At 53.7% G+C, this 14627-nt stretch carries 11 protein-coding genes; 5 read left to right on the plus strand and 6 right to left on the minus strand.

The annotated features are described in order from the left end of the window. Positions 1–40: 40 nt before the first annotated feature. The 5 genes from N902_RS0106490 to N902_RS18660 all read left to right on the plus strand — a co-directional run bounded on the left by N902_RS0106490 (position 41) and on the right by N902_RS18660 (position 4702). Positions 41–1456 carry a sigma-54 interaction domain-containing protein gene (locus N902_RS0106490; RefSeq protein ID WP_027370274.1) on the plus strand — a complete coding sequence of 472 codons (1416 nt, stop codon included), beginning with the start codon at positions 41–43 and terminating at the stop codon, positions 1454–1456. A gap of 117 nt (positions 1457–1573) precedes the next feature. After that, entirely contained in the window at positions 1574–1909 is a 336-nt protein-coding gene (locus N902_RS0106495) for a NifB/NifX family molybdenum-iron cluster-binding protein (protein WP_027370275.1), read from the plus strand. Between the two features lie 35 nt (positions 1910–1944). Beyond that, the gene (locus tag N902_RS0106500; protein WP_034622008.1) at positions 1945–3675 is read left to right on the plus strand and encodes a sensor histidine kinase; all 1731 of its coding nucleotides are present in this window, start codon (positions 1945–1947) and stop codon (positions 3673–3675) included. Beyond that, positions 3672–4043, plus strand: coding sequence for a response regulator (locus tag N902_RS0106505; RefSeq protein WP_027370277.1), 372 nt, complete (start codon positions 3672–3674; stop codon positions 4041–4043). Before N902_RS0106500 ends, N902_RS0106505 begins: the two co-directional genes overlap by 4 nt. Next, a complete protein-coding gene (locus N902_RS18660) occupies positions 4040–4702 on the plus strand; it encodes a sensor histidine kinase (protein ID WP_027370278.1) in 663 nt (220 codons plus the stop codon). Before N902_RS0106505 ends, N902_RS18660 begins: the two co-directional genes overlap by 4 nt. 220 nt (positions 4703–4922) lie before the next feature. Here the strand turns inward: N902_RS18660 and N902_RS16750 are convergent, their stop codons facing one another. The 6 genes from N902_RS16750 to N902_RS16755 all read right to left on the minus strand — a co-directional run bounded on the left by N902_RS16750 (position 4923) and on the right by N902_RS16755 (position 14453). Then, positions 4923–7544, minus strand: a complete 2622-nt coding sequence (locus tag N902_RS16750) for a PEP/pyruvate-binding domain-containing protein (RefSeq protein ID WP_034622011.1) — start codon at positions 7542–7544, stop codon at positions 4923–4925. A gap of 689 nt (positions 7545–8233) precedes the next feature. Continuing rightward, positions 8234–8959 (minus strand): hypothetical protein, encoded by a 726-nt coding sequence (locus N902_RS0106525; RefSeq protein ID WP_027370279.1) that lies wholly within the window; start codon positions 8957–8959, stop codon positions 8234–8236. Between the two features lie 43 nt (positions 8960–9002). After that, positions 9003–10313, minus strand: coding sequence for a sulfite exporter TauE/SafE family protein (locus N902_RS0106530; RefSeq protein ID WP_084287939.1), 1311 nt, complete (start codon positions 10311–10313; stop codon positions 9003–9005). 299 nt (positions 10314–10612) lie between these two features. After that, a complete protein-coding gene (locus tag N902_RS0106540) occupies positions 10613–10981 on the minus strand; it encodes a hypothetical protein (protein ID WP_027370281.1) in 369 nt (122 codons plus the stop codon). 215 nt (positions 10982–11196) lie between these two features. Continuing rightward, positions 11197–11496 (minus strand): HPr family phosphocarrier protein, encoded by a 300-nt coding sequence (locus N902_RS0106545; protein WP_027370282.1) that lies wholly within the window; start codon positions 11494–11496, stop codon positions 11197–11199. A 215-nt stretch (positions 11497–11711) separates the two neighbouring features. Further along, positions 11712–14453, minus strand: coding sequence for a bifunctional acetate--CoA ligase family protein/GNAT family N-acetyltransferase (locus N902_RS16755; RefSeq protein ID WP_051564389.1), 2742 nt, complete (start codon positions 14451–14453; stop codon positions 11712–11714). Positions 14454–14627 lie beyond the last annotated feature (174 nt).

The raw sequence follows: 14627 nt of genomic DNA on the forward strand, positions 1-14627 counted from the left end.
CCCAGTCCGGCCATGCCGGACTGGGCAGCCAGGTGACTGCATGGATGAGAACACCGAAACTCCCCAGCTTTATGTCCATGGTCTTGCCGAGTATCCGGTCCCTTTTTCCCACCTAATGAACAGGATCCCTGTCAGCGTTGCCTTGCTGGACAGGTTCAAGCACATTGTTTTTTTAAACCGTTCTCTCGAGGCCTTGACCGGAGTCTCCAGCCTGGAGGCCAAAGGAATACCCTGTCGCCATGTCCTGCGCAGTAGCTTGTGCGGATCACACTGTCCGTTAGCCGCGATGGGAGTGGATGCTGAGCCGGTATGTCGGGAAGGTGATATAATCGACCGCAACCGGGAACGGATTCCTGTCCGGATCAATTTCGCTCCGGTTGTCGACTCTGAGGGTGAATTGGCCGGCTGGCTGGAGTCTTTTGAGGACTTGCGGGCAACCAAGGCCCAGGAGGCCCTGCGAAGCGAAGCCTACGGCTTTGGCGCTCTGATTGGGCGCAGTCCGCAGATGGAGCAGATCTTTCAGATGGTTCCTGGGATTGCTCAGACTGACTCTTCAGTGCTGATCACCGGGGAAACCGGAACCGGGAAGGATATACTGGCGGAGATGATTCATCAGCATTCGTCCAGGAGCAAAGGGAGCTTTGTGAAGGTTAATTGCGGGGCCTTGCCCGAGACCCTTTTGGAAACCGAGCTCTTTGGACATCGAAAGGGGGCCTTTACCGGGGCGACAGAGAACAAACCAGGCAGGTTCCGGTTGGCGCACAACGGAACGCTCTTTTTGACCGAGATCGGAGACTTGCCCCTGTCTTTGCAGGTCAAGCTCCTATCCTTTCTTGATGATCACACAATATATCCCTTGGGCAGTGCCAAGGGAATTTTTGTGGATGTACGCATTGTCGCTGCCACCCACAGGGACCTGCAGGCAATGGTCCAGGAGGGGAAGTTCAGGCAGGATTTACTGTTCCGTCTTAACGTTGTCCGCCTGCAGCTACCGCCTCTCCGGGATCGGGAGGGAGATATCCAGCTCCTTCTGGATCACTTCATGAGGTTTTTTTCCGATAAGTTCCAAAAAAATATCAAGGGGCTAAGTCAGGAGAGCAGAAATTTTCTTCTCCACTACCCTTTTCCGGGCAATGTGCGCGAGCTGCGCAACATTGTCGAATTTGCGGTCAATATATGTACAGGAACGGTTATTGAGCTGCGCCATCTCCCGGTCTACATGTTCGATCGATATGAAGAGGATGGCAAAACAGATTCTGCGCCTCCTTCTTCAGAAGGAGAAGCAGGGGCCCAACGGATCAAGCCCGCGGCCAAATCCTGGCCGGAAATGGAGCAGCAGATGATTTTGGACGCCCTGTATAAAGCCAAAGGCCGAAAGCGCAGGGCCGCAGAAATTCTCGGATGGGGGCGAAGCACCCTCTGGCGCAAGATGAAACATTATGGTATAGACAGCTAGTATATATTGAATCAAATAGACAATTATCGAGACAGTCCATGGAGTGAGGGATGAGTAGAGGGCAAGGCAGCTGCTGTAACTGGCTGTATTTGCAAAATAATATCTAAAGTGGCAGCGATGGCAAAGATTTTGATACCAATATCGGGTGAATGCATTGCTCCCAGATTCGATTTATGCACCGAAGCATGGATTGGGAGGGTTGATGAACAGGGCGGAATCGAGCAGGAACGGATCCTGGTCCTGGCCCACCCTTCGCCCGAGGACATGTGTCAGCTGGTTATTACCGAAAACGTGGACACCGTGTTATGCAACGGCATAGAGAGCCAGTACTTCGATTATCTGCAGTGGAAAAAGGTCCGGGTCATTGATTCCGTGATCGCCTCTGTGGATCAGGCTTTGCACGCCCTTGCACAAGGCCGGCTCCACAACGGCGCTGTATTGCTCGAACGCTGAACCGGGGCAGTGGAAAGCAGGGGGACCGGAAATACATGCAGGCCAAAGAGAGAATCATCCAGCTTTTCCATCGCCTGTTCATCCTTCCTGATCAGGTCAGCGAGGACAGGTACGTCAAGCTCCGCCGGAACATGGCCGTACTCATGTTTCTGGTCACCTTGATTCCTCTGTCCATTATGCTGCTGATCAACTTCCATCAATACCAAAGCGCACTGACCAGCGAGACGGTCAATCAGCTCAGGGTATTGGAAAACAAGGCCAAGCATTCATTCGAGCTCTTTCTGCAGGAGAGGCTGAGCGCAGTCAAGTATATCGCCAATGCCTACAGCATCAACCAGCTTAAGGAGGAGGGACAGCTCAGCAACATCTTCTATACCATGCAGCAGAATTTTAGCGGGTTTGTGGATATTGGTCTGATTGATCCCAGCGGGATGCAGATCAATTATGTCGGGCCCTACGACCTGGAGGGCAAGGATTACACAGGCACGCATTCGTTCCAGGAAGTGCGGATTAAGGGCACGTATATCAGCGATGTGTTCATGGGATACCGCAGATTTCCCCACCTTATAGTGGCCGTGGAGCGACGGGACCCGAACGGCCAAAACTGGGTCATACGGGCGTCTATAGACATAGATACTTTCAACGACATCATCGCGTCCATGGGACTGGAGGCGGACAGTGACGCCTTTTTGCTCAACCAGGAAGGGATCATCCAGACCCCGTCCAAGTTCTATGGCGGGGTTCTGGACAAGTCCCCCATAGAGCTGCCTCCCAAGTCTTTTCAGCCCACGGTTCTGGAAATGACCGATCCAGACGGACGGGAGATATTTCTCTCCTATGTCTATTTCTCCAAGCAGGAATTCGTGCTCTTTCTGGTCAAGGAGCGCAGTCTCCTGTTGCGCTCCTGGTATGCCTTAAAAGGGCAGATGCTGGTTGTGTTCAGCGTCAGTCTCATCCTCATCGCCTTTGTCATATTCCGCTTGACCGGGGCGCTGGTTCGCCGAATAAAGCAGGCGGACGAACGCCGGGAGCTCGCTTTCCGGGAGCTGGAGCACAGTCAAAAGCTATCCTCTATCGGGCAGATGGCGGCCGGTGTGGCCCATGAAATCAACAACCCCCTGGCCATAATCAATGAAAAGGCCGGCTTAATGCAGGATGTTCTGGAGAGGACGGATGATTTTAGGCATAAGGACAAGTTCCTTGGGTTGGTCGCATCCATCATCAGGTCTGTAGAACGGGCCAGGGGCATTACCTATCGCCTGTTGGGTTTTGCCCGGCGTCTGGAAACGCATTATGAGATCCTGGATATCAATCAGATCCTGCGTGAAGTCCTGGGCTTTCTGGAGAAGGAGGCCGAAGACCGCAATGTCCGCATTGAGCTGGATCTGGCTGAAGAACTGCCCAAGATCCACTCGGATCAAGGCCAGCTGGAACAGGTCTTCCTGAACCTGATCAGCAACGCCCTGGCTGCGGTCCAGGATCACGAGGGGCGAATTCAGATCCGCACCTGGGAGATCAATGACAATACACTGGCCATGTCCATTGACGACAACGGCTGCGGAATGTCCAATGAAACTTTGCGGCACATATTCGAACCTTTTTTCACCACTAAGAAAGGATACGGGACCGGGTTGGGGCTTTCCATTACCTATGGGATTATCAAGAAGCTCGGCGGAGACATTAAAGTGGCCAGCGAAGAGGGGGTTGGATCAACGTTTACTGTCTATCTGCCAGTAAAATACGGGAATGTTGAGGGGACTGTATGACAGGGATAAAAGTGCTGCTGGTCGACGATGAGCAGGAATTCACCGGGGCACTGGCTGAACGCCTTGAGCTCAGGGACTACTCCGTGCAGACTGTAGATAACGGTGAAGATGGTCTGCTCGCAGTGGAAAACAATCCGCCCCATATTGTGGTCTTGGATCTTAAGATGCCTGGGCTGAGCGGCCTGGAAGTGCTCAAGCGCATCAAGTCCCAGCACCCGGACCTCCCGGTGCTTTTGCTTACCGGATATGGGTCTACCGAGGAAGGGATCAAGGGCATGCAGCTCGGGGCCATGGACTATATGATGAAGCCGCTGAACATTGATGAGCTGATAGGCAAACTTCAGGAAGCGGCAGGTAAGCGGACATGACGGCCAGCAAGGATATGCGGCATCCGGATACGCAATTGGTGTTCATGGGCCGGGTGGTGGCCAGCTACTCCCATGAGATCAAGAATATCCTGGCCATAATCAATGAGTCCACTGGATTGATGCACGACTTGCTGAATCTGAAGCAGGAGGGGCTGGACGCGCACGCCCAACGCTTCAGCAAGGTCCTGGAAGATATTGGTCAACAGATCCTGCGGGGGCAGGAGCTGAGCACGTTCTTAAACACCTTGGCCCATGCTCCGGACAAGGAAGTGGACGGGGTGGATGTGATCCGCAGCATGCAGGCGGTATTTGCCCTGAGCAGCCGGCTGGTTAAGAATGCGAGCATGAGGGTGCGCCTGGACCAGGGCGCCTCCAAGCTGTATGTAAACACTCGGCCCGTTGAGTGCATGCAGTGCATATTTTGTGCGTTGGAGTGGGCCATGTCCCAGAGTCAAGCCGGAGACGAGATTGTGTTTCGGCCTCGCGACGCTACAGACGGGGTGCAGATTACTGTCTCCGGCTGGAGCGTGGAACCGGGTGCAGCTGAAGAGGACCAGATGACCAGTCTGCAGGATGCGGTTTCTGCCCTGCAAGGGACGTGCGCTTTGCAGGGGAAAGAACTGGTGATCGCCCTTCCCAGACAGATCGAGACGTACTGAGCCACATGCCCTGCCAAAACCCAGGCCCGCTTGAGCTTACGAAGCATGAAAATACTACTACAGCGAAATAACTGATGGAAATATCCCAAGTTTCGTTGTAGCGCTAATCATCCTTAGCGCGATCTGGGATTGCATGGAGCCCGTGGATCTTTGACGTTTGCCTTCCATTCTGCATGAAATTCCACTTTCTGCGTCGAACAGCCAAATGGTCTGTCCCGCCTCAAGCCTTCAGATCCTTGACCTCCTCCAGCTCGGCCTGCATTCGTTCCCTGTACTGCTCGGCAATGGCGTCATTGTCCATGATCATGTCCAGCTGCCGGGTATGGATGATCAGGTGGCCCACGATCTTTAGCCGCTGAATCAAAAAATCCGCCTCATAATTGTCCATTCTGGCTACCAGGGCATCTTCCCGTAACCGGACATGAAACCCGTAGTTTTCGAGCAGGGCCCCAACGAACTGGGTTCGTTTCACCCGTCGGAAATAGTCTGCCGCCCCCCCTCTGAACTGGAAGCGAATGTAGTTCTCCCTGATCCGGGTGCCGACCAAGGCCTCCACAGAAGAGAAATGGAAACCGAATCTGGAGAACAGATTGCAGAACTCCTTGGAGATCATGAAGTAGTTTTTGACCTTGAAATTGGTGGCCGCGGTCTCGTTCAGCTCGGGATTGATGGTTGCCTGGTACAGGACCGAGACAAAGCCTCTGCGGTCCAGGCTGGGAGGACCCTGCCAGGGAAAGGCGGTTATCCCCCGCCATAAGGCCAGCATGGGAACTGACTGAATCTGGCTGAGGTGAACATAACGCCCGTTCACCTCTTCCCGGAACCCGTCTTCCAGGTTCAAGACCCACCACTGCATGGGTACTGTAGTCCTCAGTTGCTTTCCGGCCCGGGGGGAAAACTGATGTTGGACCCCGAACTCGAACATCTCCTGGACCGCCTTTTCATGGGCGAACCTGGTTATATCATGCAGTGTACGGCAGTTTCGGGCCCGAAACTCGGGAGCTTCCGGATCCACAAGGTGCAGGGGCAGGATATGCTCGGAAAGTCTTTGCAGCAGATCATAGACTGGAGTACCCTGAATTGGCCTGTGCGGTTTGCGCTGGCCTGCGGTGCCTCCATTTGTCTGTCCAGAATAGATCTTACATGCATCGGCATCCACAGTGACCATTTGTCCATTAGACAACTGGCTTGCGGCTTCCTGGAGTCCCACAATGGACGGCACCCCGAATTCCCGGGCGATATTGGCCAGGTGGCCGGCTACACTGCCGTGCTCGGTAATCATAGCTCCTGCTCGGGCCAAGGCCGGGGCCCATTGAGGCAAGGATTTGGAAGAAACCAAAACGGCATGTTCCGGAAACTGAACCAGATCGGTCTCGTTTTCCACATGAAACACTTCCCCGCTACCTACACCTGGGCTGGCAGTCAGGCCGCCTTGCAGGAGAGGGGTCAAATTGCTTTGTTCCTGAGGTGTATCTTTATGCCCTAAAGATAATGGTCTAGTTTGCAGGAAGATGAGGCGATCATCTTCAGTAATGGCCCATTCAATATCCTGGGCCAAACCAAAGTGAGCCTCGATTTTCAGTCCCGCTTGGGCAAGGGATTGCAATCTATCCATGCTCAGACAGGGCTCATCCTGCTGATCGGTTGGCACTGGGGAACTGACCACCCCTTGGCTGGGGCTGGACAGAAGCTGCTCTGTTTTGTGGGCCAGGTATTGGGCTCGAAGGTCTAAGCTTTGATTGCGCTCCAGGACAAAGGTGTCGGTGGGAAGGCTTCCGTCCACCGCTCCTTTGGGCAGTCCGTACACCGCGGTGATGATCACCGCCTGGTCCCCTTCCACCGTCGGATTCTGAGTATACATTATACCGCTGACTGAGGTGGAGATCATCTCCAGGCAGCCCACGCCCATGAGCACGCTGTCATCGCGTATACCCCGGTGGTAGCGGTAGGAAATCCCTTGCAAAGTATATTTGCTGGCCACCACATCTTTGTAGGCCCGGGGCAGTTGATCGCTGTCTATATTCAGCAATGATCGGTATTGGCCGGCAAAGGAGGAATGGGCCACATCCTCCCCCAGGGCACTGCTGCGCACTGCCAACTTGGTCTCGCTGTCTTTGGCAAAATGGGCAGCAAAGTTTTCCTGCATGGCCTGGCTCAGTTCAGGGGGGAGGGGGGCTTCTTTAATAAGTGATTGGATCTGGGAGCTCAGTTCCAGCCAGGAGGTACGTCCTTGAGTTTCGTCGTCTGGACCGTCATCCAGGGCGTGTCCATTAAGGTCATAACGTGATGACTGAAGCCTGGAATTTATTTCATCCTGGAGGGTGTTGTATTCCAAAAACCGCAGATATGCGGAAGTGGTGATCACGAATCCAGATGGAATTTCCAGACCCAGAGCCTGTTTGAGTTCTCCCAGGTTGGCCATTTTGGAGCCGGCCAGAGCTGTTTGTCCAGCATGCAGCCTATCCAGAGATATGACCAGCTCGCTTGAGTCCCGGCTTTTTCTTTGTTCCAGAACTCTTTCAATCTTAATTTCAATATCGTCATAGACGGTAAACAGGTCATTATAGCTCTGAGGGGCCAGGCGGTTCAAAGAGCGGATAATCCGGAAGACTGCTGTCAGCAGCTGAGTGCAGGTGGAGCGGATGAAGACTATGCCAAAGGGCTTGTCTCCGCGCAGAACCCGTTCCAGCTCATTCATGATGTCCATGGCCCGGACGTTGGCAGCCAGCAACTGCCTGAAATCAGCGTACCGCTGCTGAAACAGACGCTTAAGCTCCGCTTCGTCCTGGGTCTCTTCTTCCTGTTGATGGGACGGAAGGAATCGCCTTTTAAGAGCGTTCATGGATTTAGTAAAGAGTGTCGTGTGCATGGAGGAAATAATAATCAAGATGGAGGATAAAATAAAGGGCAGAGAAGATGAGCTGATACGTAGACTTGAACCAAGCATCACCAGCATAAGGAGAGGTTGCCAGAGGTGTTCAGGTTTTAGTAGTCAGCTTTGCCTCCGGCAAATCTGACCTATTTTGGGGCCAAAGCGCCCAAAAAACGTTTTGCCGGGTTGATCGAGTATGAAACGTATGGATCAGCATGTCGTAGGGGCGAATAATCATTCGCCCTTTTGTACCTTTTCTTCGTCCCCAGGGTCCTCCCTGGGGACGTCTTTGTCTTATGGCTCCGGCCATCTGTTTTTTTCTTCTCTGGTCTCAGGCTCTACAGAGATGGTGTAGAAGGGGGCTGGAGCCCCAAGAAAAGACGTTACGAGGGGGGACCCTCGTAACGAAAAAACGGCTGTTACCCCAGTCGTGGTTGAATTCGTAGGGGCGAAGCTTGTCTTCGCCCACAAGGCCGAGCAGAGCGAGGCATAAATATCTCTTCTGGACTCTTGTTTCATACGAGTTCCAGAACAGGCCGGATTCAACTGAAATTGTTGACAATAGGATGCAAGACCAAACGGCCTTATCCTCTCCTTTGAGGCCGTACGGCCTCAAAGGAGAGGATAAGGAGGAAGGAGATGGGATGAAGGCTTCTTGTTTACACTTCTTGTTTGGCTCCAGAACTCATGCGTAGGCCCAGACCTTCGAAAAGAAAGAAGATGGCAAAGCCCCACCACAAGGTATACAGGATATAAAAGATCAGGGAAAAAGTGAGGAGCCCGGCCTTATCTGTAGCGCTTTGGCTGGGAATGCCGTAAAAATTATAGCCCACCTCTACCCCGCGCTTATTGGCCCGGCTCACAAACTTGGCCGCTTTGAAATCGCTGGCCTTCATCAGGCTCTTTTCCAGGGCATTTGAGATATGCCACCAGACATAGATCACCTTCATCCCTTTCAGGCCATACTTGTTCGTCAGCTGCTGCTCCTGATTGTTGAACAGGTCTTGAGAGTCGAACAGCGCGGCTTTGAGAATGTGGCCAAGCTGTCCCTGAACATTGATTCGGGTCCCCTCGGCCTGGGCTGAAGTCCCTGCAGCCTGGAGCAGCTGACTGCCTTTCTCGGCTAAAGCCTCATCCGGCAGGTTGAGTTCTAGGCTGATGCTGTGGTCCAAGAACTTCTCGTTTTCCTCTAAAAGAGTGGGAAAATAGTTCGTGGAGTCCTTGGCTATGGAGTTGAAGAGATTGTCCGAGGCCTCAAAGGCGTTGATTTTCTCTCCAGGGCTCCGGCCTTCAAAGGCGTTGGAGAACATAAACCAAAGTATGCCGATAAAGATGGCGGTCATGACCACACCCCAGGTCATGTGCTTCTTGTCGTAAACGATCATATCTGTCTACCTCCATTCGGATTTGGGTCCCGTATGTATGGGGCTATGACCTTGCTGTTGTTTCTTCCCGAAGAGCGGGAAGATTGCTCAGGAATTTGGTAAAGACCCACACTCCGAAAAAGCCGATGATCACAAAAAAGACAATATTTCCGATACCGTTTAAGATCTGGGTCAAGCCGTGAGAAATGGGGATGACTTCCATCTCTCCCAGTTTTCCAGGTAAGGCAAAAAGCCGGTTCAGAAAACCGGCCAGAATGGCGGTGGCATAAAAGCCGCGGATGTAAATTCCTTTGACCACTTTGGTGGTCAAGGCACCGACCTGGATGCCCAAAAGGGATCCGATGAGCATGCCCATGGCCAGGGTATAGAAAATAAAGCCATAAATGGCGTACTGAGAAATAGAGGCAAAGCCGGCAGTGAAGATGATTTGCAGGATATCCGTGCCCACAGTGGTAAAAGAGGAGACCCCCAGGATGTACACAAACATGGGAAAGGTGGCGAACCCACCGCCCACGCCCATGATGGCGGCCAGAAACCCTACCGCGCCGCCGCAGATGGCCACAAAGAGAGCGGGAATCCTTTTTCCGCCCGGGACCAGGTCCTCGTCAAAGGTGATCATGGGCGGGATATGGGTGGATTGCAGCTTGGCGGCCAGGGCGGTTGAACCCGTACTGGAGGGTTTGGATTTGCCTGCATGGGCCGAAGCGCTGTCGGCGTCACCGGCCTTACGCAGCTTAAGGAAGTCCAGGAGGGCGTACGAGCCCAGAAAGCCGAGCAGAACGACATAGACGATACTGATAAACAGATCGCTCAGTACCGGGTTGATTTCATAGATGAGCCTGTTGAGTATCCCGCCCCCAAAAACTCCGGCAAAGGAGCCGATGAGAAAGGCCAAGGCCAGCTTGACCGAGACATTGCCCAGCTTTTTATGCACCGTGGTGCCCATAATGGCCTTGGCAAAGATGTGAAAAAGGTCTGTGCCCACGGCTAAAATTCCCTTTACCCCAGCGCTCATCAGGGCCGGGGTGATGATAAATCCGCCGCCGGCTCCGATACAGCCGGTGATCAAGCCAGCGGCCAGCCCGATGAGGATGGATACGGCAAAGATAGATGGTGTATAGTAGGCTGGGGCATAGGCCTTGTGCCCCCCGACAATCTCCGGAAGGGGGCCGATATCCGCAGCCAGGGAGACAGAGACCAGGAGGGCGGGGATGAGCAGCAGGCCGAGGATACAAAGTCGCTTGCGGCTGCGCAGAATGGTCATGGATGTTTCATAATCCCATCTGGCCTGATGCTCGGCTGCGGCATACATTCCGTGATAGAGCTTTCGGGCCCACGAAGTCTTTCCTTTCATTGCCTTTCCTCCGTTCTTTGAGTGCATTGCATATATAGTATCCGCTCTGTTCCCGGCATTTCGGACAAATGTGGAAAATGAGGGGCATAAAATGGACCCTGGATACAGACAAAGAAGCGTCCACGAAAGCCCCTACTCTATGAAAAGCAATACCGATGCCAATTCAAAGATTGGGCAGCAGGAGCGTAACATGTTGGAAATGCAGGACGTTGTTGACTGTTTTAGCTAGGAGGTCAACAAGATGGTGCGGATGCTGTCTGGTTTTTTTACACCTTGGAAAATGAGCTTTTTGCCGGTGGCTATTCATGTTCGCAGCTGGGTTGGAGCAGTATCTGCCGAAGCTCCTGAACATTTTCTGCCTTGTGCACAATCCGCCGGGTCCAATCTGGCAGTTTGGGCCCATCATTTGAACGGAAATGAATGATGACCCTGGTCATCCGGCACATCCGTCGGATGCTCTCTAGGCAATCATCCAAACGATCTTCGGTCCACTCCGGATCAAGGATCAGCACAGTCTTGTCGCAGGAAAGGTTGCGCAACTTTTGTTTTAGCTCCTGAACTGTACAGACTGGAAAGGCCTTGTATCCGTCGCGCAGAAGTTCGCGGTGCATGAGCTGACGGGCATTTGTGTTCCGGTCGGTAACAAAGAGACAGACGGAAGCCATCATGAGGAATGCCTTTGTATGAAAAAACCGGTGTAATCAATTGGAGTTACACGAATCGGTTTCGGGCGCAGACAAGCTTCGCCCCCCAAGTGTATTTTGCACCGTAGGGGCAGACCTTGTGTCTGCCCGGATCCTTTTTTCATGCTTCGTTAGCGCAGGCGTGCCTACGTCCCCGTAGGCATGGAGGTTTGTCTGGAGGTGTGCAGGCCGTGCAGCGGCTAGAGTTCCTGTGAACCCAAAAAACGGGTGATCTCCTGCAGGGCCGGGCCAGCATCACGACCTTCGGCCTGAATGGTCAGGCAGCTCCCCTGGCCGGCGCTCAAGGAAAGAATATCCAGCACGCTGGATGCATTTACCTTTTTGTTTCCGCACGTCAGGGTGATTTTAGCATTATAGGCATTGGCCAGCTGGACCAAGCGGCCGGAGGTCCGCAAGTGCAACCCCTGCTTGTTGGCGATATACACATCGACAGACAGGTTCTGTTGGACAGAAGAGGTATGGGAACCGGCATGGGGCATGGGTAAAAGCTCCTTCGGGCTGCTTAGGTGTCGGAGGAAGCGGCAGCTAGACGCTTTTTGCTGAATATGGTGTGCTTGTTAGATGGGCCTGCAAAAAATATGTTTTTGCAGGCAGTGTTAAGTGTTAAGTTGAAAGTTTTGAGTGAAATCAAACAGTTGCAAATTTTAATTTGTGCGTTTAACCCCAGTCTTCGACTTTTTGCAGTTGAGTCTTGTTATGTCCTTAGGTCCGATACATGAGATGGCTGTGCCTGAGGTGTGGCTTTTTCTCCGACCAGATCGACATGCTGGAGGTCAATGCTCAAGATATAATCAGTGGTTCCCTGGTCACGTTTGATGTCAAATCCCAGTTTTTTGCCTAAAGCCCGCATTTGAGTGTTGCCGGACAGGACACATCCCCAGACCCTTTGCAATCCTCGTTCCTGGGCAATGGTCAGGCAGGTTTTGAGCAGAGCCGCTCCGATGCCCTGACCCTGCCACGAGTCGCTGACCAATACGGCAAACTCACCGCTGTTGGCATGGTGCTCCTTGATCACCCTGGCCGCTCCCAGCATTTCTTCTCCGCCCTCTGATTCGTGGAGGGCGACCAAGGCAATTTCCCGATCATAGTCAATCTGGGTGAAGCGGACGAGCATGTCTTTAGGAAGCTGTTTCAAGGGACGGAAAAAACGGAAGTACACGGTTTGCTGGGAGAGGGTCTTGAAGAAATCGGTGAGCAGAGGGGCATCTTCAGGTTTGATGGGACGGATAAAGATGTCCAGCCCGTTCTTGGTCGTGGCATAGCTTTCATATTGGTTGGGGTAGGCGCTAATAACCAGATGAAACGGGGTGGGCACCGCTGGTTCTGGATTGAGAACCACCCTGGCGTCCAGGGCTATAATTTCTTGGCCCATGCAGATAAGGGGGTTGATATCCAGCTCCTCGATGTATGCAAAGTCGGAGACCAGATGGGCCAAGCGGATCATGGCCTCTTCCAGGGCCAGGGAGTTTGCAGCCGGGATACTTCGATATCCCTGAAGCAGACGATACAGCCTGGTCTGCTTCATCATCTTCTTGGCCAGCAGACGGTTGAGGGGCGGCAAGCCAATGGATCGGTCCTGGTAGATTTCGGTGAAGATCCCGCCCATGCCGAAGATGATAATCGGCCCGAAGTCCTGATCTTTTCTGGCTCCTAAGATGATCTCGTAATCCGGCTTGGGGAGCATTCGCTGCACAGTAACCCCCTCAATGCAGGCCCTGGGGTTGTAATGTGCAGCACTGGCCAGTATATCCTTGTATCCTTCCACCACTTCTGCATCGTTTCGAAGATTAAGCTGGACGCCTTTTGCTTCGCTTTTGTGCAGGATGTCCTTGGACTGAATCTTGAGGACCACCGGATATCCGATTTCCCGAGCCAGGTGCACAGCTTCGGACGAACTCTGGGCCAATCTGGTTGTATTGACCGGAAGACCATAGGCGGCCAGCAAGTGCTTGGCTTCGAGTTCAGTCAAGTAGGGAGTGCGGCTTTCGCATCCTGTGCGGATGATTTCCTCGGCCTTTTTCGGGTCAACATCCAGCTTGCGGGGGAGCTTGGGAGGGACTTCCTGGATTGCTTCCAGGTTTTGGTCGTAGCGATAGAGGTCCATAAAGGCCCGGACTGCCCGTTCAGCAGTGTCAAAGGTGGGGATGTTGGCATTGTGAAAGACGCGTCTGGCCTGGACGCTTTCCTCGCCCCCGATCCAGGCCGTGAATACAGGGAACTTGGTGCCGGCAAAGACGTCGACCAGCTCTTCGGCCACATGCAGAGGCTTGGATATGGCTTGCGGGACATGGATGCACAGCAACCCTTTGACCTCTTCTGCATGCATCAGGACTTCCGCAGTCCGACGATAGCGTTCCGGGGAAGCATCGCCCAGGATGTCCACAGGGTTGCTTCGGCTCCAGTGCTCAGGCAGGACCTGATTGAGCTTGTCAATTGTCTCCGGGTACAGCTGGGCAGGCTCCAGTCCATAATCGGCCAAGGCATCTATAGCGATGACCCCAAGTCCCCCGGCATTGGTCACAATAGCCAGCCTGGGGCTTGGGGGTCTGGGCTGCTTGGCTAAAAGCTCTGCACAGTCGAAGAGTTCTTCGAACGTCTTGACCCGGACGATGCCCACCCGCTCAAAGGCGGCGTCGTACACTGCGTCCACCCCGGTCATGGCTCCGGTATGGGATCTGGCCGCCCGGGCTCCGGCCTCGCTGCGCCCGGACTTGAGGACGACAATCGGCTTGACCCGGGCCACGGAGCGGGCTGCACTCATGAACTTGCGGAAGTTGGACAGGCTCTCCACATACATGACGATGCTGGAGACATAGGAACGGGTGCCCAAAAAATCGATCATGTCCCCGATGTCCACATCCAGCATGGAACCCAGGCTGGCGATATAGCTGAACCCAATACTGTTCCGCCTGGCCATGTCCATAATGGTTGTGCATATGGCCCCGCTTTGGGAGATAAAGGCCAGTTTTCCGGACAGCGGGGTCTGGTTGGCGAAGGTTGTATTCAACCTGGCAGTGGTGTTGACGATCCCCAAGCAGTTGGGGCCGATGATCCGTACGCCGCCGTTGGCGGCCGCGCACCTGATCTTGCTTTCGATCTCCAGCCCTTTGTGCCCCAATTCTTTCCCGCCGGAGGACAAGATGACTGCGCCGGCACAATTCACAGCCGCACATTGTTCAATTGCTTCCGGTGCCTGGGCAATGGGGATGGTTATCACCGCCAGGTCTATGCCGTCTGCAATATCCTGGACCGCGGGTACGGACCGAAGCCCCAAGACAGTGGATCTTCTGGGATTGACCGGATAGATAGTTCCCGGAAATTTGGCTTGTTGCAGGTTTTGGAGCACAGTGCGGCCGACACTTCCCTCCCGCTCTGTAGCCCCGATTACGGCCACGGATTTGGGGGCGAAAACCCGATCCAGGTTGAAGATAGACATTGCGTTCTCCTAAAGAGCAAACCTATATGCAAAGATCCATCCAATGCCCTGGGGAGGGACTGGGTGTTCGCAGTACCGGCCCAGGCGGAGGTAATGGGGCTATGAGTGGACCTCCTGTGCGGGACATCATGGATAATTAAGCAAGTCCTGTACCAAGAACTGTGCTGTGGGCCA

The organism is Desulfovermiculus halophilus DSM 18834, assembly GCF_000620765.1.
GTDB classification, from domain to species: Bacteria; Desulfobacterota; Desulfovibrionia; order Desulfovibrionales; family Desulfothermaceae; genus Desulfovermiculus; species Desulfovermiculus halophilus.